Here is a 17,491-nt window from a genome sequence, read left to right on the forward strand (position 1 = left end):
CATCATGTTGCTGCCGCTCCGTTAGCACTATGCTTTCGCACAAAAAACATCATGTTGCTGCCGCTCCGTTAGCACTACGCTTTCGCACAAAAAACATCATGTTGCTGTCGCTACGTTAGCACTACGCTTTCGCACAAAAAACATCATGTTGCTGCCGCTCCGTTAGCACTACGCTTTCGCACAAAAAACATCTGTTGGCCCAAAGCCCCCGGTGGATGTCACGGATTTTCAAAGGAATGAATTGTGCAGGCACAATTTAAAATCCGGACACATTTACGCCAAGGCGAAATTGATCTATAATGACTAATTCTAGAATGATTTAATAAACCCTTTTAAATTGGAGTCGAAAGGGATTTTTTGCACATCCAGTAAATATAATCAAAGCGTATGCCCATAGCAGCCACGAGGCAAAATAGCGATCCATGTCTGCTGATAAATTGGTGAATATTTTATCAAAATATAGTAGCACAATAGCATCTATTAGCATACCAGGCAGTGCAATATAAATGGCTGCTTGTAATCGTCTTATGCCTGTGCAATTTTTTATTGAATAAATAGGGATTGTCACCGTCCAAATTACTGGAACGACAATTAGAAATGTACACATAATAATTAAAGGGTGCTCAAGCGTAAAAAAGAATTGACCTGCGAGCCTAAAAACCGCGCTTGCTGCTAGCCAAATAAAAAATCCCCAGAGCAAAAAGAATGGCATTGTTTTACCTCCTGAAAAATTATTTTCCTAGCTGATAAAGTGTAACGATAATTTTTTCAAGTTCTTCATAAAACTGATCGATCGGAAAGTCCTCTAGCACCATGACCTGTAAAGCCAAACCATCCATTAGCGCATTAAAGAAAATGCTCCAACTCTCCAACGAGACACCTTCTATTGGTGACTTTTCCCATAGCTTTGACATAGCCTTGAATAGACTTTCATTTTCAGATTTTAAGATATCAGCAATTTGCTGTTTTATGGAGGGATTATTAAAGCCGATAACAATCAAGGTGAAAAATAGTTTATGATAAAATACATTATTTTCGTAACGGCTCTTAGCTGATTGAAGTGCAATTTGAATAAATTCTTTGCTTACTACTGAAAGCTCACTCCAGGAATCTTCACAAATGCTTTGAATAATTTCAAGTAAAATTTGCTCTTTCGTTTTAAAATGATAATAAATGGTGCCTTGTGTCACACCAGCTTGCTCTGCAACTGCCTTCAATGTGAATTTTTCAATACCATTGTTGACTAAACATTGCTTGGCTGCTGTTAATAGCTCTGCTTTTGCTATACCAGTTGGTTTTGCCATTAAAATTCCTCCTTGCTTAATTAGTTAGTTGGATAACTAACTCTAAAATATCAAAAAATTTATTGATTGACAAGTGGAAAGAACATTAAAAGTGACGGATAGGTTCGCCAAAATGACGGTTAAATCTACACATTGGATTGTCATTGTATTGGGCAAGGGCAATGAGTGCATCTGTCCTTTTCTCATGATAGCTAATATATTTTCTTATTTGTCTCCCTTTATCATCCCACCCAACAGTGAGCACCTGGTCCACTACTTGATTATAGATAAAAAAAATAATTTGTTTTTTCATTTTCTGGCTCTAAATAAATAACAATATTTGCATTTTGAAAGGTATTTTTAATCTTTTCTTCTATACGATCACATAGATCATGAACTGTTTCAATGCTATTTTGCGATTCTACTACTAAATGAAAATCGATATACTCCTCAGCACCTGAGCGCCTTGTTCTGAAATCATGATACTCAATATATTCATCTTTAAATGATTCAATTATTAACTTAATTTCTTCTTCTTCTTCTTCTTTTGATAAACTTGCATCTAATAGTGGAGGAAATGCTTCTTCCATCATAATATAAAATGCTAGTACTATACCGATTATTTGGTCTAAAATATAACAACCAGTTAAATGAACAATTAATAAACTTAAGGCAACTCCTAACGAGGTATAAACATCTGTAAGTAAATGGAGTGCATTCGAATTATTGCTACAGAGTTAGTATTCTTAGCTGTTCTGTACACAATTCTTGACACAAAAATATTAACTAATGCACCAAAAAAACATGACAAGTATTCCTAGTGGAAGTTTAATAGGTGGGGGTGTAATAATTTTATGAACACATTCGTAAATAATCCAAGTACCTGCAACAAAAATTAAAAGTGTTTCAATTGTCCCTGAAATATATTCAACCTTACCATGTCCATAGGGTATTCTTTATCTGCTGGTTTATTTGAAATTCGTATAGAGAAAAATGCAATTAAAGAGGCTAGTAAGTCAAGAAATGAGTGGATTGCCTCCGATAAAATGGGAACCGAACCTGTAAAAAGTCCAACAATGATTTTTAGAATAACCACAAGAGAATTGCTATTAACTGATAAAAAAGCAACCTTTGATGAATGCATAATAATTCACTCCCAATAAAATATAAACTTATGATGACAGGTCAATATCGTGTAGGTCTATGGCAAGGTTTTTGCCTACATACTAGTAAATTAGGGAGTGGAAAAAGAGTTGCACAAAGAAAATATAAAAAGCCACTCATTTTGAGTGACTTATCCCATGATAAGAGCAGCAATTTTTGGAAAACCTAAATCATCTTTATCATTAAAATGACTGTAAATCATCTAATGATTTTAAACATTCAAAATGGTCTCATACCTGGGAAAAACGGAGTTCCGACTGGGAAAAATGGGTTCCCAAAAAACGGACTCTCAATCTCAATTGGGAAAAACTCGATCTCCGATGGAAAAAACGGGCTTACACCTGGAAAGAATTGTCTTCCGACTGGAGAAAACGGACTCATACCTGGAAAGAATTGTCTTCCAACTGGAGAAAACGGGCTCACACCTGGAAAGAATTGTCTTCCAACTGGAGAAAACGGACTCATACCTGGAAAAAATGGTCTCATACCTGGGGAAAATTGGCGTCCTTGGTTAAAACGCATTGGATTTACCATTTTTTTAAACTCCCTTCAATTGATATAGTATAGGCTATGTACAATTAATGAAGTGGCTTAGACTAAGACACAAGTTGTTTGCAAATTGCCCCCTTTACAGATACTCTTCAATTGGCATCTGGAACAAATATTATTATCTTAATGGAATGTTATGTAAATCAAAAATGTATGATTTAAAAATTCTTATTCAATGGTGTAGTCCTTTATAAATCATCTGTGGAGGGCAAAGCACACAGAGAGCGTCCAGTGCCTTTCTATAACTGGTTAGAGTATCGAGATACACAATAATAACCCAAAAAATGTTCAGTATAGTATTAGCCTGATTCCCAATACTAAACCTGTTTCAAAAATATTTATAAGGAGGCTTTTGTTAATGAGATTTCTTACATGGGGTGTAATTGGAGCTGTTATTTTGGGTGTAGCTAGAGGAATGCAAAATGGTAATCTTCAACAGTTCACAAAAAATATTTCGAATAAATTAAATCTGCAGAATGCTCAACAAATGATGCAGCCAATACAACAAATGGCACAACCATTGCAACAAATGACTCAGCCTTTGCAACAAGCGAAGCAACCTCAACAGCAAACAAACCAATCGTCACAACAAATGACTCAGCCATTACAAGCTGTTGCTAATAATTTAACTGGTAATTCTTCAAAATCATAAGTAAGTTGGGTGTAGCATGGGAATTACCAATGACTGTGACAGAAACAGCTTTTGCACAAGGTTTAAACAAAGCGCTATGTTAAGGGCATGCTTACAGGTCCGGTAACTATAGTAAATTAGTCCTTTGTGCGTGATGAAATTTCACGAAAAGATGTAACCTATCAGATTGCAATTGCCCTTCGTCAGGAAGTAGAGGTATTAGAGGCTGCAGGAATTTCTATTATACAGGTTGACGAGCCAGCTTTACGAGAGGGGCTGCCACTTCGTAAAGAAAACTGGGGAGCATATTTGGAATGGACAGTAAATGCCTTTAAACTTGCCACTTCCAGTGTGAGAGATGAAACGCAAATTCATACACATATGTTCTACTGTGAATTTAATGATTTTATTGAACCAATTAGTGCATTGGACGCTGATGTTATTTCAATTGAAACATCACGTAGTCATGGAGAGCTAATTTCCTCCCTAAAAGTCAACCCGTATGCAAAAGGCATTTTCTTAGGGGTATATGATATTCATAGTCCTCGTGTACCGAGTGAAAAGGAGATGTTAACCATTATGCAGGATAGCCTACAAGTTTTAAAACACAATCAATTCTGGGTAAATCCCGACTGTGGTTTAAAAACAAGAAAGGAACCAGAAACGGTCGCTGCTCTGGCGTATATGGTTGCAGCGACAAAAACCCTTCGTCAGTAGGTACAACAAGCTGCATTGTAATTAAAAACTTGACTTCCTTGCGAGGTCAAGTTTTTCCATTCACAAAGTTATTTATTTGCCCTCATTAAGCGTAACTGCATGAATGCCCTCAATAAAGGTATTTAATAAGATTGAAAAGCTTTTATTGATATCAAGGGGCATACCAAATCCTCCCATCTGTTCAATGGAGGTGAATCCATGTAGAATACTTCGTAATCCTCTGACCATATGAATCGCCATTTCTTCTTGCAAATTATAGGCATCTAGCACTTGAAGGACAAGTTGTACAACAGATCTTTGGGCCTGCTGTAATTCTTGATCTTTAGCATCAGGAAAGCGAGTGCTAGCATCATATAATCCGGGATGCTCTCGAACAAATTGAATATATGCTTTACTAATTGCACGAATGGCATCATCACCTGAACGTCCAATTGCAGCTTGAAGCATATATTCATTAAGTTTTTTTACTCCTTGAATGGCTAACTTCTGCCTCAATTCATGTAATCCATCAAGATGGTTATACAAGGAAGGCGGTCGCACGTCCAATTTTTCTGCTAATAGTCCGATTGAAAGTTGGTCCAAGCCTTGTTCATCTACTATTTCTACTGCCTTTTGTAAAATAATCGGTAAATCTAACTTTATACGACGAGACATTTTATTTTCATCTCCTATTTTGTTTGTAAAGACTTCTTTCTGCTTCTGCTATTGCTATTTTTAAAAGTCTCTGTGGTTGTTCCAACATCTTTCCATGTCCCACAGCAAGTAAGCCTGGATTAAAATCACTTAATTTTCGTGCACTTTCAAGAGCAGTGCTTTTATCCCATGTAGCTAGGGCAGGGAACGGAAAAAATGGATTCATCATACCCGATACTACTAGCTTTCCTCTAGTTATAAGCGCATCTCCAGCAATTAAACTTCTATTACGTGTGTCGTATAGAGTGATGGAACCAGGTGTATGACCCGGTGTTGCAATTACTTCTAAGGAGCCAACACGATCACCTTCCTCCAGTAATAAATCTGGTTTGGTTTTAATACTTTTTGGAAGGCCACCTCGAATGGGTGTGTTTTTTTCATTTGGAAGGAAGGTATTATTTCCCTCTAATAGAAGCGCATCTCTGGAAGAAATAAATACCTGACTAGTTGGTAGTAATTCTTTTAATGTATCTAGTGCTCCTATATGATCACTATGTGCATGGGTAATGATAATTCTTGTAATCGGTTTTCCGATTTTTTTCGCTGCATTGATTATACTTTTTGCACTATAAGGCAGTGCTGTATCTATAAGGGTAAGCTCGCTTTCTTCTTCTACAAAATAACAATTAACAGGAAATATTCTTGGTATAAATGACAATTGAAACACCGTACCAATATTCGTAACTTTCATTTTGACAATACCTCCTCCAAAAACTAATTGTATTTCAATTTTAACTAATTATATTAGTTTTTGCAATATTTCACCTTTAAAAAAAAAGAAAACAAATCAACCCCTAAGTTTTATTTGCAATTAAGTACGAAATTTAAATTTCCATTTAAAATTAAAAGAAATAGTGTGCAAGTAAAGCCACTGACACTATTAGTGAATATTAAAATCTATTGGAGGTGTTTTTTGTGGGTAATGAGATCCTATTAGAAGTCTTTAATATGGGGCGCTATTTTTGCTTGCTAAGTGAAATAGTAGTATGACTGCCTATTATGTCATATTTTTAATCCACATAAAGGTAGCTGGAGAATAACCATTCGTTTTCTCCAGCTACTTTTTTTGTTAGGCTGCTTTCTTACTGCTTTTCTTTTTATCTTTTTTGTTAGCAGCTTTCTTTTCAATTTTTTTCTCAGCTTTTTTCTTTGCTAACTTTTTCTCAAGTTTCTTTTTGTCAGCTTTTTTCTTTGTTTTTTTCTCAGCTACAGCTTCCTCATTTTTGTTTTTCTTCATTTTTTTTGCCATGTTTAATGCACTCCTCTTATTTGTATTGACTCCTTGTAAAAAGATGTCTATATACATAGGGTATATTAAACATAAATGGAATGCAAATATATTTAATGTAAAATATTTACAATAAACTGTTTTTATGTATAGTTTATGAGATTTTTAATGATAAAACGTCCAAAATAGATGACGAGTAAGGTAATGAATTAGCCCTATACATTAGATAAAACGAGGCTTCTTTGATTAATTTATAAAAAATAGTTCATTCTTCATCTCCAAAAAGATTCAAATTATACTTTTCTGATAGAGATTTAATATGATCCCATGATTTATCTAGTTCACGTAAAGTATTTTCATACTCTTCTTTAGCATTTTGTATAGGAACTTGATTAATTGTATCGACTAAATTGGTAGTTGAAGTGTAATGATAGAGTTTTTTGGTTTTAAAATCATCTATCGCATCATAGACTTCTTTTTCCTCTGGCGAGCTAGTTTTAGGATTGAAATCAATTTTCATATCTGAATAATTTGTTGCATCTTCATAGAATACTAGCTGTTGGGCAAGAGTTTCTTTTATTTCATCACTAGAATTTAGAAATGAGTGAGATTGTGACTTATGTAAATTAATCAAACTAATAATATTATTCTCTTCTATGTTTTTATATTCCCATTCTACTTGAATATAGTCTTTTAAATCAGCAATAAATTGATCATCAAAACCTGTATCATTTTCTTTACTACAAGCAGATAAAACTAAGATAATGAGTAAACAAATTAATAGTAGTATTCTGATTTTATTACATTTCATATGTATTCCTCCCGAAACATGTATTTCCACATATGGTAACATAGTCTTAAAATCAAAAAAAGTTTGTTTTTAACTTCTTTCAGTGAAGTCTCACACCTCAATAGGCATTTGTAAATTACCTTATTGAGCTAAAGGGGAGCTTTAGTTTTTAATTTGGAATAATAATAGAAATGAGAACAAGGAAATATAATTAAATTACGAGAGCATGAGATTATATTACTTTTGTTAGATTTTTTAACATTCGTTGGTAGAACATTTGATTACAGTATATAATACTAAGATTATGTTTTTTTAAAAATACGAGGGGGAGAATAATGAGAAAATTTTTTATTATGTTACTAGCAGCATTTGTATTTGCAGTAGTAAATCCAACAAAATCAGAAGCAAAAGTGATGTATGATGGAGCAGAGGTTGTAAAAGACCAAACAGGAAAAATGACCTTTAAAAAAGACATCAAGGTATATAGAAAAAATTCAGATGGTACGTTTGATTCGTTAGTGGTAAAGCGAAATAACTTCTTCAAAACGTATGATATTGAAAAATATGATGGAAAAACATTCTACCAGATGGGGCAATATCGGGTACAAGCAACAGATTTGGTAGTTTTCAAAGAAGTGCCAATAAAAATTCGTTCATCTTTCTATAACAATCCAACTTATATCATTATTAATCGTGATGGTATTTATGGTGCCGGATCTTATGGAACGTGGTTCAAAGGAAGCGATGGGAATATTTCTATTACAAATAATGGACAACTACTTTCATATTGCTCTGGCGGTGAGTGTATTAAGTATCCTGGTACAGACATTAAAATCGCTGAGACAATGTCGAGAAAAAGAGATGTACTTTTTGAGTTAACAAAAGATGCAGGTGGGAAAAGTACTCCATTAAATGGAGCTAAATCTGAAACAATGCATAAAAAGGGGAGTATTGTAATTTCATGGGGTGAGGAAATTAATGGCTATCTATTTGTAGGCGTGGATGTAAATAACGCTCACGGTGCGAATGTTTGGATTCCGGTGAATTCATTAAAGCCAGTTGGAGATAAGTGATAGATTATGAATTATATAGCTCTCTTATTTATTTGATAAGGGGGTTATTTTTATGGTTAGCCAATAAGCAATTTATAGCAGTTAAGTCTACACATAAAGTATGTGGTACCAAAATTAATGCATAAGGAGTAAATATTTTGAATACATGAAGCAACAATTTTTAATGTGGGGATGATGTTGCCTTGACTATAAAATATGCACACAAACCTTTATGGTATAATAATAAAAACGGAATAATAAGATAGAGGTACAAATCGGAATTTTTGATTTGTTTAAAAGGGAAGTTCGGTGGGAATCCGACGCTGTCCCGCAACTGTAAATGGGAGCACGTTTCAATGGACCACTGTTACGTATTGTAATGGGAAGGTGAAAGGTGTGATGAACATAAGCCAGGAGACCTGCCTTTATCTAGTACAACCAAAAAACCTACGAGGATAGGGGGTGTTGAGTGTGACTAGAGAAATTCTCCTGCATGCTCATAGTACGATGATTGCAAAACAGGTAGCTTCTATGTTTAATAGAAAGCTTTTTTCACCATGGCAATCACTGTATTATGTCGTGTATTTGTCATAGTAGACATCTTTCTGATGAGGGAAGATGTTTTTTTATGTAAAAAATTAAAGGAGTGGTCCACATGAATCCACAAGTCGTTGAATACTATGAAAGCTTATTAAAATTTGAAATTATGCAAGAGCCTTATGCTGCAAAACCACTAAAGGAGCTTGTTGAACAATATCTTGGACATGATGGCGCACATGAGCAGTCCATTTTAGCTGCATATGCCAATGTTATGAAAGAATTAGTAGGATAGAATATTTTTTAGGCTACCTCGCAGGTGTTTGAGGTAGCCATTTTGTTGGTGTAAATAATAATAATACCAATTGGAATACATTTGTTTGTCATAAAACCGCCTTTAGTACTTCATTCATATTTCACTTTTTACTTATATAATTAATCTGCTATAAATAGAGAGATAGGAGATTAATTATGAAAAATTTACTTTATACAAGATTTTGGCGGCTGCATTTTTTCGCAGCACTTTTTATTACGCCATTGCTTCTATCACTAACATTGAGTGGAATTGGTTATCTTTTTTTCACAGATGTTGAGAATCAGTTATATGATGATTACTTCTTTGGCAAAAGTCATAAAGAAGAGATCTTAACAATTGATGAAGCCGTAGAAAAAGCGGAAGCGGCATTTGCAGGTTATTCTACTACTAAAGTGATTATGTTAGAAGAACCATATAATACTCGTTTAACATTATCAAATGGGAAAGAAGAGAAATACGTATTTTTAGATGACAATAATCAAATGGTTGGCAGTCAGGATGCCAATTATACATTTTCTAATATTATGAGAAATACGCATAGCTCCCTATTTATTGGTGGTACATTAGTCAATTATTTAGTAGAACTAGCGGCATGCTGGACGATCTTTTTATTACTGTCAGGACTTTATATGACCTTTAAAGGGAATTTATTGAAAAAGCGCAAGTCTGAAAATAAACGACAAAAAAGTAAAAGATACCATGCGCTTGTTGGGACATTCATTACGATTCCAATGGTGATGTTCATCTCTACAGGGCTTTTATGGTCGGCCTTTCAAGGTTCGATACTTGCTGATATAGCGTCAGAAAGCCCAACTTTCGGTTACCCATTATTACAGCAAAAGCCACCAACTTCTGATGTGTCTGAAATTCCATGGGCAACCCGTCAATTAGAAGCACCAACATCTGAGGGTGAACATGCTCAGCATCATGGTGGAGGCGCTGTCCGTTATACAAACGACAACCAAATTTCGATCGCTAATCTTGAAAAAGAAATCACTGCCATGAATATTGCCAAGCCTTTTTCGATTATTTATCCTTCAAACGCTGAGGGCGTCTATACAGTAGCAAAGGCTAGTAACTCTGGTGTAACAGGTCTTGATGTCAAGCCTACAGAAGAAGCAACTATGTATTTTGATCAATATAGCGGCAAGTTTATTGATCAAGTTAACTACGAGAATTATGGTATGTTGGCTAAGTTCTTTACATGGGGAATTCCTTTACATGAAGGTCACTTGTTCGGATGGCCAAATAAGTTATTAAACCTTGTTATCTGTCTAGCCTTTTTAGCAGTGATTGCGTGGGGAATTCGCATTTGGATTTTACGGAAGAAAAAAGGGGAGCTATCTGCGCCACCACAAATTTCTCATAAAATTTCAATACCTTTCGTTATATTCCTCATACTTTTAGGAATTTTAATGCCATTGTTTGGTGCCTCATTGATAGCTGTGGTGTTGATTGAATTCATTATCTTAGGCTGGCAAACAAAGAAGAAATTAAGGGCAGAAGAGGTTAAATAAAAATAATATCGATACGGCATTGCAGTGAATGTGCCGTATCTTTTTTTCGTTAGAAAGTGGAATACTATATTATTGATGAATTGTTTATAGATTTTTCAGCATGTTTTTATAAAGTTTTAAGATTTGTATGATACATTGCTAATAGTTTCAGCATATTGGGGGAATGCATATGTCTATTAAAACAAGGTTTTTGCTATCTTATGTAGGGGTAATTATTATTGCTATCACGCTTTTATTAGCATCAGTTTTTCTTTTTTCCTTTGCAATAACAGGTGATGTCAAAGCAATTGAGCATTTTTACAAAAAATCCTATGTACAAAAGCCTTTAACAACGGTAGAAGAAAATGCTTTTTTAGATTTAAAATTACTGGCAAAAAATAATCCCCTGCAGCTATTAGACATCGAACAGCTACAAAAAATAAATGCACCATCCATTGAAACCGTTGTGCGAAAAGATCATCAAATTGTTTATGCATCACAGAAAGATCATGAAAAATTATTGCTCAAAAGTTTACCAGGTTTTGAAGCAACCAATATTAATTCACGCGACACAATTATGATTAATCAAGCATTTTATACGTACGTTAAGTTCGATTTTTATTTTCCTGACAAATCAGAGGGGAGTATTTTTGTTTTGAGAGAGGTTAGTTCTCATGCGGAATTAACACGAGAGCTTTTACCTATTCTTCTAGGTATTTTATTTCTATTATTTATGATGATTATCGGCTTATTAAATTATCTAGTATCTAGAAGTATCATCAATCCAATTTCAGCTTTAAGGGAGGGTGCTGAGCGGATTAAATCAGGGGACTTAGATTTTGAAATTACTTCTCGCTCGAATGATGAAATTGGTCAGCTCAATCGATCATTTGAGGAAATGAGAGTAAAGCTAAAGGAATCCGTCAAACTTCAGCTTCAATATGAAGAAAATCGCAAAGAATTATTATCAAACATCTCGCATGATTTAAAAACGCCCATGACCTCAATTATTGGCTATGTAGAAGGAATTAAAGATGGCGTGGCAAATACAGAGGAGAAAATGGATAAGTATTTAACAACCATCTATACGAAGGCAAAGGATATGGATGTATTAATTGATGAGCTCTTCTTATTTTCTAAATTAGACTTAAAGAAGATTCCTTTTCAAATGGAAAGTGTGAATCTTCATCAATATATGCACGATTATGTAGAGGATGCTAGCTTTGACTTTATTGCAAGAGACATTCATATTCAATATATATCAGGAGGTTTAGCTCTTTTTGCCATGGCTGATCGTGATAAATTAAGACGAGTACTGTCGAATTTATTAAGCAATAGTGAAAAATATATGGATAAACCATACAAGCAAATTATTATTTCCCTGCATGAGCAAGTAGATGATGCAATTATACAAGTAACAGACAATGGTATGGGCATAGAACCTACAGCTTTACCGTATATTTTTGATCGTTTTTATCGTGCGGAGCCCTCTCGAAATTCGCAAACAGGAGGTAGTGGTTTAGGGTTGGCTATTGCGAAACAAATCGTGCTTGAAATGGGTGGCGATATTTGGGCGAAGAGCGAATTAACTAAGGGGTCTAGCATATTCATTTCACTGAAAAGGGCTGAGGAGAGGGTGAGAGAAAATGAAAAAAATACTGCTAATCGAAGATGAAGTGAGCATTGCGGAGCTCCAACGTGATTATTTAGAGATCAATGATTTTACTGTAGATATACAGCATAATGGAGATGATGGGCTGAAGCAGGCAATACAGGGTGATTATGATTTAATAATTTTGGATATTATGCTTCCAGGGATGAATGGCTTTGAAATTTGTAAACAGATTCGTGCAGTGAACAACATCCCAATATTATTTGTTTCAGCCAAAAAAGAGGATATTGATAAAATTCGTGGTCTTGGTCTAGGTGCAGATGATTATATTACAAAGCCATTTAGTCCAAGTGAACTTGTCGCTAGGGTCAAGGCACATTTATCGAGATATGAGCGTCTAGCCACAAACCAGCAAACGAACCATATGATGTCTATCCATGGCATTACCATCGATACATCTGCCAGAAAGGTCTTCGTGAATGGCGAAGAAATTGCCTTTACCACAAAGGAATTTGATTTGCTCGTGTTTTTTGTCAAACATCCAAATCAAGTATTAAGTAAAGAGCAGCTATATGAAAAGAACTGGGGCTATGAATCGGCTGCGGATGTTTCCACAGTTACGGTGCATATCCGAAAGCTTCGTGAAAAAATTGAACATGATCCAGCTCAGCCAAAGTTTTTGGAAACTGTGTGGGGGGCAGGATACCGCTTAAATGTTTAAAAGAGAATATCTGGTTGTGATAGAAGGGACTTTTATAAGTTTTTATCTTTTCATTGAGGTTAATGGATTATTTAACATTACCACTTACGCTAAAGAAAGTATGGCGACATCCTAACAGAGAGGGTGGTGTATGACAGTTGAAGAAAATGCAGGCAGTCATCATAGCTTTAACATTTATACTTCAAGGATGTGCCTCAAATGATAATGAGGAGATGGCTACAGATTTGACTAATCAATTGTTTCAAGCAGTAGAAAAAGGGGAATTGGTCGCGCTCCAAAATGCTTTGGATCAAAAGGTGAATATCAATGCTCAGGATTCAAAAAAAAGAACAGCATTAATGATTGCCACGTACAATCAGGATGTGGAAGCAGTAAAATTATTGATTGATGCAGGTGCCAATGTCAATATTCAGGATGATTTACTAAATACGCCTTTTCTATATGCAGGTGCGGAAGGTTATCTGGATATATTAAAACTCACGATTCAAGCAGGCGCAGATCCTACCATTGTAAATCGCTACGGAGGAACGGCATTAATTCCGGCAGCAGAGCATGGTCATGTCGAGGTCATAGAGGAATTATTGAACGATACGACTATTAATGTCAACCATGTGAATCTTTTGGGATGGACTGCATTGATGGAGGCAATTGTTCTAAATAATGGAAACTCAATACAGCAAACGGTAGTTCAATTATTAATTGACCATGGTGCCGATGTGAATATACCAGATAATGATAATGTGACACCATTACAGCATGCGAAAAAGCAAGGATTCAAAGAGATTGAAAATATCCTTATTGAAGCAGGTGCTGAATAAAGGGATATAGGTTTCTTTGATATTGCCAGTGACAAAGGCAAATGTACCACCAAGGCTATAGCAATATGTGAGGAAAGTAATCACAAATAGGTAAAATCTCGTCACAACGTGGCGAGATTTTTTGTTATAGCCAGCCTTTCTCACTAGCAACTTGAGCAGCTTGCTGTCTAGATTCAACTTGAAGCTTTTGAATAGAGGTCGATAAGTAATTGCGAATAGTACCTTTTGTTAAGAATAACTGTTTACTGATTTCTTGAGTGGTCAAGCCTTCCTTCACCAGCTGTAAAACGGCAATTTCTCGCTCATTCAAAGGATTGTGCTCCTTCATAAATAAGGTAGCGGCTAAATCCTTACTAACAACCTTTTCACCCTGCATAATTTTTCGAATAGTAGCAATTAAATAATCTATCGGTTCATCCTTCAGTAGATAGCCGTGCACCTCACAATCCATTGCTTTTTGTAAATAGCCAGGACGTGCAAACGTTGTGACAATCATCACTTTACAGGGTAAATGAGCCTCTTTAATTTTTTCAGCAAGCTCTAATCCTGATAGATTAGGCATTTCAATATCTACTAAGCAAACATCAGGTAGCTCCTGTTGGATGTAGTCCCATGCTTTTTGCCCATCTGAAACTTCAGCTATTACCTCAATATCTGGTTCAAAGGACAAAAGCGATGTTAAGGCACCACGTAACATTTGTTGGTCCTCTGCTAGTAAAATACGTATCATGTTGGAGGCTCCTTTCCATCTTGAATTGGTATGCTGAATAACACCCTCGTACCTGTTGGTGTACTCCCTTCAAACATGGCATCACCTTGAAGAGCATACATTCTTTCTTTCATCGAGTTGATGCCATTACCAAGTCCTTTTTGTTGTATGCCAATCCCGTCGTCTTTGATAATAAGCCTATATTGGCCATTTTGACATTGTATTGTAATTTGGCAGTTTTTTGCCTTGCTATGTTTGAGCATATTGGTAGTAGCTTCTCGTACACATAAAGCTAGCATCGTTTCCTCTACACTTGAAAGAACGATTTTAGGGCAGTAATTGTTTATAGTTGTAGTAATATTAGCACTTTGTAGAAGCTGCTGGCAGTGAAGTAGCTCCGTATGTAACGAAACAAAATTCATATCAGATACTAGTTCACGTACTTGTTTTAAGGCTTTACGTGTTGTAGCTAATATATCATTTAGTTCTTGTTTAACGCTTGAAGGATCTCGATCAATAAGTTTTGTTGTAAGTTCTGTTTTAACTTTAATCATCGTTAGGGTATGACCAATCGTGTCATGAAGATCTCTAGCAATACGCTGTCTTTCCTCTTGTTGAACCAGCTGGGTATTGACATCAGCCAATTCGGATTGTAGATTTTTCGACTTTTCTACATAATAAATGAGAACAGGGAATACTAATTGAATAATCATCATGGGTGCTAGTACCTGCGATTCAATGGGTAATAGGGAATCTGTGGTCATCCTTATGACGACTAAAAACATGACTGCAATGCCTAGCATACCACAAGCGATATGCCATTTAGATTTAGCTCTTCCTAATAAATCTGCAAAGGTAAATCCGAAGATAAGCATGAAGATGTCCTCGTAAATACCCAAGATGCTAATAACAACGAATCCTACAAGTGACGCAAGAAGCATCTTCCAATCCTGATACCATAGAGCGATATAGAAAGCACCTAAGTACAAGCCTAAGACAGCTATTTTTGCCGGGAAGGGGAGCGCTGAATCTGACCATAACACCATTGTTATCAGGACAATCAAGGATACAGTATCGATGATTAAATAATGCTTTACTTGCTCTCTGGGATAAATTTTTATTGCTTACACCATCCTTTGTTGCTTAATGCTTTGTCATGGCTTGAATGGTTTTTTTCCGAATCCACTCCAACGGGCCTATATGAAACTGCTGCTGCCAAAATGATGCTAGAACTAGTTGAAGGCAAGATAGAGCTAGCCAAATGCTAATAATAAGAATGCTATTTAATTGTCCTCCAAGCCCAAGACCCCAGCCATAAAAAATAATAGACGCAAGCACGTTTTGTAGGACATAACAGCTCAAAGACATTTTGCCAACATCTGCAAAGCGGTGCCAAAGCCAATCTAGCCTCTTATATTCTACCAGCTTACCAAAAATTCCAATATAGCCAATCGATAAAATCGGCGCACATAAATAACGAACAGGAAAATCAAAAAGTCCTCCAGGAATAAAAATAAGAAGATTTAAAGGGATACCAATGAATACACCGATTTTGAAAAGCTTTTGTCGAGCCAGACGACCTTTGTCTGTCGATGAAAAAACCTCATTACGCATAAACTTTACACCTAGTATAAATAAAAAGACATTCATAGGGATAATAAAAATAGCTTCCGTGCGATAAAACAAAAAGTTTGTCAGGCGATGCTGTACTTGAGCTAGCCATGTGCCATTTTCATATAGTGCAGCGACTGACTCCATGCCATTGAAGGAAACCATTGCCCCTTGTAATGAGCTTATAAAAATAAGCATAATCAAGAGGATGTGAAAGCTACCAAAAAGATAGAAAGCCCATGTCATTGCTTTGTCGCCTAATCTTATTATAAAGGCAACGATGAAAGCTGTTACAGCATAGCTCATTAGAATATCATATTCCATGACAAGTGTGTAATGGAGTAGCCCTTCCAAACCTAAAAAAATAATTGTCCAAAGGTACATGCCAGGCCAAGCATTTCCTTTTCGTAACGCTTGCTGATATTTTAATTGCAAGCCTACGCCAAACATAATTGTTAACAGCCCAAGCAGCTTACCATTGACTAAAAATAATACTAACATTCGTAAAAAATCATTCAAGGACCACCAACCACTATAGTTACTTGTTGTGATATACGATAGATCGCCAAGATAGGCAAAAATCCAGATGTTTGTGCCAAGAGTTCCTAAAACGGCGAAGCCTCTTAACATATCAATAAAGGGGAGTCTTTGTTGTGTTTGCATATGTTCCATCACTCTTTCTTTGTTTTCTTACATTAATGATAAGAAAGGGCAGAGAGAAAACCTATTCACAGCAGTCAAAGGATTTTTATGACACCTGTCATAAAGTGATGAAACAATAAAACCAGCAACGCTTTGGGTGCTGGCGAAATGCAATTATTTTGTACAGGAGTAAATTCGATAGTCCAAAATTTTTTCGTATTTAACGCTCATGGCGATATGTTGATCCATTTTATCATATAGCGCTGATTCAATATCTTTGGAGAAATTAAATTCAGGCTTTGATGAGATAGATTTATTTTTTTGTATGCGAATATTATGAAAACCAGCCTGCTGCAATAAGACTACCCAATCCTTTTTCATCAAGAGAGCATCAAATCCGTAAAATTGTTGGATGTCTTCTACTTGTTGAGAGGGCAGTAATTCTGGAATGGTGAATTCAATGGCAATGAAGCGTCCACCTCGCTTCAATAAACGATAAATCTCCTGTAATGCACGTTGTTGATCTACAAAAGAAAGAACTGATTCAGCGAGTATCAAGTCAAATGACTCATTTGGTAATGTAGTTTGCACAATAGAGCCTTGAATGATGTTAACAGGCAAACGTGTTTTTTTCATTCTGTGACGAGCTTTCTCTATCATGATGGGATTGATATCTATTCCCGTTACAATGGCTTGAAAGTGAGTAGCCAAATAGGCAGCCGTTTGCCCTGTACCACACCCGACATCTAAAATATGTGAAGTCTGTTGAATATTCTCTGCTTTAAATAGTTCCTTCGATAGATTAATGCCACCAGGGTGTGCGCCCCCAACACCCAATTTAGCTAAAAATTCGAGATAAGTAGAACCTTGAATAAAAACCACCTTCTTTTTTCATATAGTATGAGAAAGAAACTAGTATGGT

General features: G+C 35.7%; 20 protein-coding genes, 2 pseudogenes and 1 riboswitch. Of the genes and pseudogenes, 10 read left to right on the forward strand and 12 right to left on the reverse strand.

What is annotated here, in order from left to right:
- Positions 1–319: 319 nt before the first annotated feature.
- The 4 genes and pseudogenes from AC2CGN_RS05760 to AC2CGN_RS05775 form a co-directional block, all read right to left on the reverse strand.
- Positions 320–712: a DUF5367 domain-containing protein gene (locus tag AC2CGN_RS05760; protein ID WP_484512645.1), complete on the reverse strand. Its 393-nt coding sequence runs from the start codon at positions 710–712 to the stop codon at positions 320–322.
- Positions 713–731: 19 nt separating this feature from the next.
- On the reverse strand, positions 732–1,304 hold the full coding sequence (locus AC2CGN_RS05765; RefSeq protein ID WP_484512647.1) for a TetR/AcrR family transcriptional regulator: 573 nt from the start codon (positions 1,302–1,304) through the stop codon (positions 732–734).
- A gap of 260 nt (positions 1,305–1,564) precedes the next feature.
- A complete protein-coding gene (locus AC2CGN_RS05770) occupies positions 1,565–1,873 on the reverse strand; it encodes a cation transporter dimerization domain-containing protein (RefSeq protein ID WP_484513170.1) in 309 nt (102 codons plus the stop codon).
- 57 nt (positions 1,874–1,930) lie between these two features.
- Positions 1,931–2,427: pseudogene (locus tag AC2CGN_RS05775) on the reverse strand (cation diffusion facilitator family transporter); the annotation flags it as partial.
- Between the two features lie 207 nt (positions 2,428–2,634).
- On the opposite strand from AC2CGN_RS05775, the gene AC2CGN_RS05780 reads away from it, so the two are divergent.
- The 3 genes and pseudogenes from AC2CGN_RS05780 to AC2CGN_RS05790 form a co-directional block, all read left to right on the forward strand.
- Entirely contained in the window at positions 2,635–3,009 is a 375-nt protein-coding gene (locus tag AC2CGN_RS05780; RefSeq protein ID WP_484512649.1) for a hypothetical protein, read from the forward strand.
- A 345-nt stretch (positions 3,010–3,354) separates the two neighbouring features.
- A complete protein-coding gene (locus AC2CGN_RS05785) occupies positions 3,355–3,648 on the forward strand; it encodes a hypothetical protein (RefSeq protein WP_286926477.1) in 294 nt (97 codons plus the stop codon).
- A gap of 26 nt (positions 3,649–3,674) precedes the next feature.
- Positions 3,675–4,344, forward strand: a pseudogene (locus AC2CGN_RS05790) (5-methyltetrahydropteroyltriglutamate--homocysteine S-methyltransferase); the annotation flags it as partial.
- Positions 4,345–4,416: 72 nt separating this feature from the next.
- On the opposite strand, the gene AC2CGN_RS05795 reads toward AC2CGN_RS05790, so the two are convergent.
- The 4 genes from AC2CGN_RS05795 to AC2CGN_RS05810 form a co-directional block, all read right to left on the reverse strand.
- The gene (locus AC2CGN_RS05795; protein WP_484512651.1) at positions 4,417–4,998 is read right to left on the reverse strand and encodes a TetR/AcrR family transcriptional regulator; all 582 of its coding nucleotides are present in this window, start codon (positions 4,996–4,998) and stop codon (positions 4,417–4,419) included.
- 7 nt (positions 4,999–5,005) lie between these two features.
- Entirely contained in the window at positions 5,006–5,728 is a 723-nt protein-coding gene (locus tag AC2CGN_RS05800) for an MBL fold metallo-hydrolase (RefSeq protein WP_484512653.1), read from the reverse strand.
- A gap of 378 nt (positions 5,729–6,106) precedes the next feature.
- Complete coding sequence (locus AC2CGN_RS05805) at positions 6,107–6,286, reverse strand: hypothetical protein (RefSeq protein ID WP_429981364.1); 180 nt, start codon at positions 6,284–6,286, stop codon at positions 6,107–6,109.
- Between the two features lie 244 nt (positions 6,287–6,530).
- Positions 6,531–7,076, reverse strand: coding sequence for a hypothetical protein (locus AC2CGN_RS05810; protein WP_429981365.1), 546 nt, complete (start codon positions 7,074–7,076; stop codon positions 6,531–6,533).
- A gap of 314 nt (positions 7,077–7,390) precedes the next feature.
- Between AC2CGN_RS05810 and AC2CGN_RS05815 the strand changes: the two genes are divergently transcribed.
- The 7 genes from AC2CGN_RS05815 (at position 7,391) to AC2CGN_RS05845 (ending at position 13,607) form a co-directional block, all read left to right on the forward strand.
- Complete coding sequence (locus AC2CGN_RS05815) at positions 7,391–8,128, forward strand: hypothetical protein (protein ID WP_484512655.1); 738 nt, start codon at positions 7,391–7,393, stop codon at positions 8,126–8,128.
- 228 nt (positions 8,129–8,356) lie between these two features.
- Positions 8,357–8,548, forward strand: a riboswitch (cobalamin riboswitch).
- A gap of 30 nt (positions 8,549–8,578) precedes the next feature.
- Positions 8,579–8,701 (forward strand): hypothetical protein, encoded by a 123-nt coding sequence (locus AC2CGN_RS05820; RefSeq protein ID WP_283871931.1) that lies wholly within the window; start codon positions 8,579–8,581, stop codon positions 8,699–8,701.
- Positions 8,702–8,762: 61 nt separating this feature from the next.
- Entirely contained in the window at positions 8,763–8,939 is a 177-nt protein-coding gene (locus tag AC2CGN_RS05825) for a hypothetical protein (protein WP_283871933.1), read from the forward strand.
- A 176-nt stretch (positions 8,940–9,115) separates the two neighbouring features.
- Positions 9,116–10,477 (forward strand): PepSY-associated TM helix domain-containing protein, encoded by a 1,362-nt coding sequence (locus AC2CGN_RS05830; RefSeq protein ID WP_484512657.1) that lies wholly within the window; start codon positions 9,116–9,118, stop codon positions 10,475–10,477.
- A 169-nt stretch (positions 10,478–10,646) separates the two neighbouring features.
- Complete coding sequence (locus tag AC2CGN_RS05835) at positions 10,647–12,131, forward strand: sensor histidine kinase (protein WP_484512659.1); 1,485 nt, start codon at positions 10,647–10,649, stop codon at positions 12,129–12,131.
- Positions 12,103–12,789 (forward strand): response regulator transcription factor, encoded by a 687-nt coding sequence (locus AC2CGN_RS05840; protein WP_429981368.1) that lies wholly within the window; start codon positions 12,103–12,105, stop codon positions 12,787–12,789. The genes AC2CGN_RS05835 and AC2CGN_RS05840 overlap by 29 nt, the downstream gene beginning before the upstream one ends.
- Before the next feature lie 146 nt (positions 12,790–12,935).
- Positions 12,936–13,607 carry an ankyrin repeat domain-containing protein gene (locus tag AC2CGN_RS05845; RefSeq protein ID WP_484513172.1) on the forward strand — a complete coding sequence of 224 codons (672 nt, stop codon included), beginning with the start codon at positions 12,936–12,938 and terminating at the stop codon, positions 13,605–13,607.
- 124 nt (positions 13,608–13,731) lie between these two features.
- Here AC2CGN_RS05845 and AC2CGN_RS05850 read toward each other — a convergent pair whose 3' ends face one another.
- The 4 genes from AC2CGN_RS05850 to AC2CGN_RS05865 form a co-directional block, all read right to left on the reverse strand.
- On the reverse strand, positions 13,732–14,337 hold the full coding sequence (locus AC2CGN_RS05850) for a response regulator (RefSeq protein WP_429981369.1): 606 nt from the start codon (positions 14,335–14,337) through the stop codon (positions 13,732–13,734).
- A complete protein-coding gene (locus tag AC2CGN_RS05855) occupies positions 14,334–14,960 on the reverse strand; it encodes a sensor histidine kinase (protein WP_484513174.1) in 627 nt (208 codons plus the stop codon). The genes AC2CGN_RS05850 and AC2CGN_RS05855 overlap by 4 nt, the downstream gene beginning before the upstream one ends.
- 499 nt (positions 14,961–15,459) lie before the next feature.
- Complete coding sequence (locus tag AC2CGN_RS05860; protein ID WP_429981370.1) at positions 15,460–16,590, reverse strand: DUF418 domain-containing protein; 1,131 nt, start codon at positions 16,588–16,590, stop codon at positions 15,460–15,462.
- Between the two features lie 153 nt (positions 16,591–16,743).
- Positions 16,744–17,451, reverse strand: coding sequence for a class I SAM-dependent methyltransferase (locus AC2CGN_RS05865; RefSeq protein WP_484512662.1), 708 nt, complete (start codon positions 17,449–17,451; stop codon positions 16,744–16,746).
- Between the last annotated feature and the right edge of the window lie 40 nt (positions 17,452–17,491).

This window comes from Lysinibacillus sp. DFXJR4 (assembly GCF_057196045.1).

Excerpts from the sequence above, each read along its gene's own strand:
- AC2CGN_RS05840 (WP_429981368.1), top strand. The coding sequence starts at position 12,103 with ATGAAAAAAATACTGCTAATCGAAGATGAAGTGAGCATTGCGGAGCTC.
- AC2CGN_RS05780 (WP_484512649.1), top strand. The coding sequence starts at position 2,635 with ATGACTGTAAATCATCTAATGATTTTAAACATTCAAAATGGTCTCATA.
- AC2CGN_RS05800 (WP_484512653.1), bottom strand. The coding sequence starts at position 5,728 with ATGAAAGTTACGAATATTGGTACGGTGTTTCAATTGTCATTTATACCA.
- AC2CGN_RS05845 (WP_484513172.1), top strand. The coding sequence starts at position 12,936 with ATGCAGGCAGTCATCATAGCTTTAACATTTATACTTCAAGGATGTGCC.
- AC2CGN_RS05825 (WP_283871933.1), top strand. The coding sequence starts at position 8,763 with ATGAATCCACAAGTCGTTGAATACTATGAAAGCTTATTAAAATTTGAA.
- AC2CGN_RS05815 (WP_484512655.1), top strand. The coding sequence starts at position 7,391 with ATGAGAAAATTTTTTATTATGTTACTAGCAGCATTTGTATTTGCAGTA.
- AC2CGN_RS05860 (WP_429981370.1), bottom strand. The coding sequence starts at position 16,590 with ATGCAAACACAACAAAGACTCCCCTTTATTGATATGTTAAGAGGCTTC.
- AC2CGN_RS05785 (WP_286926477.1), top strand. The coding sequence starts at position 3,355 with ATGAGATTTCTTACATGGGGTGTAATTGGAGCTGTTATTTTGGGTGTA.
- AC2CGN_RS05765 (WP_484512647.1), bottom strand. The coding sequence starts at position 1,304 with ATGGCAAAACCAACTGGTATAGCAAAAGCAGAGCTATTAACAGCAGCC.
- AC2CGN_RS05805 (WP_429981364.1), bottom strand. The coding sequence starts at position 6,286 with ATGGCAAAAAAAATGAAGAAAAACAAAAATGAGGAAGCTGTAGCTGAG.
- AC2CGN_RS05770 (WP_484513170.1), bottom strand. The coding sequence starts at position 1,873 with ATGGAAGAAGCATTTCCTCCACTATTAGATGCAAGTTTATCAAAAGAA.
- AC2CGN_RS05760 (WP_484512645.1), bottom strand. The coding sequence starts at position 712 with ATGCCATTCTTTTTGCTCTGGGGATTTTTTATTTGGCTAGCAGCAAGC.
- AC2CGN_RS05830 (WP_484512657.1), top strand. The coding sequence starts at position 9,116 with ATGAAAAATTTACTTTATACAAGATTTTGGCGGCTGCATTTTTTCGCA.
- AC2CGN_RS05795 (WP_484512651.1), bottom strand. The coding sequence starts at position 4,998 with ATGTCTCGTCGTATAAAGTTAGATTTACCGATTATTTTACAAAAGGCA.
- AC2CGN_RS05835 (WP_484512659.1), top strand. The coding sequence starts at position 10,647 with ATGTCTATTAAAACAAGGTTTTTGCTATCTTATGTAGGGGTAATTATT.
- AC2CGN_RS05810 (WP_429981365.1), bottom strand. The coding sequence starts at position 7,076 with ATGAAATGTAATAAAATCAGAATACTACTATTAATTTGTTTACTCATT.
- AC2CGN_RS05850 (WP_429981369.1), bottom strand. The coding sequence starts at position 14,337 with ATGATACGTATTTTACTAGCAGAGGACCAACAAATGTTACGTGGTGCC.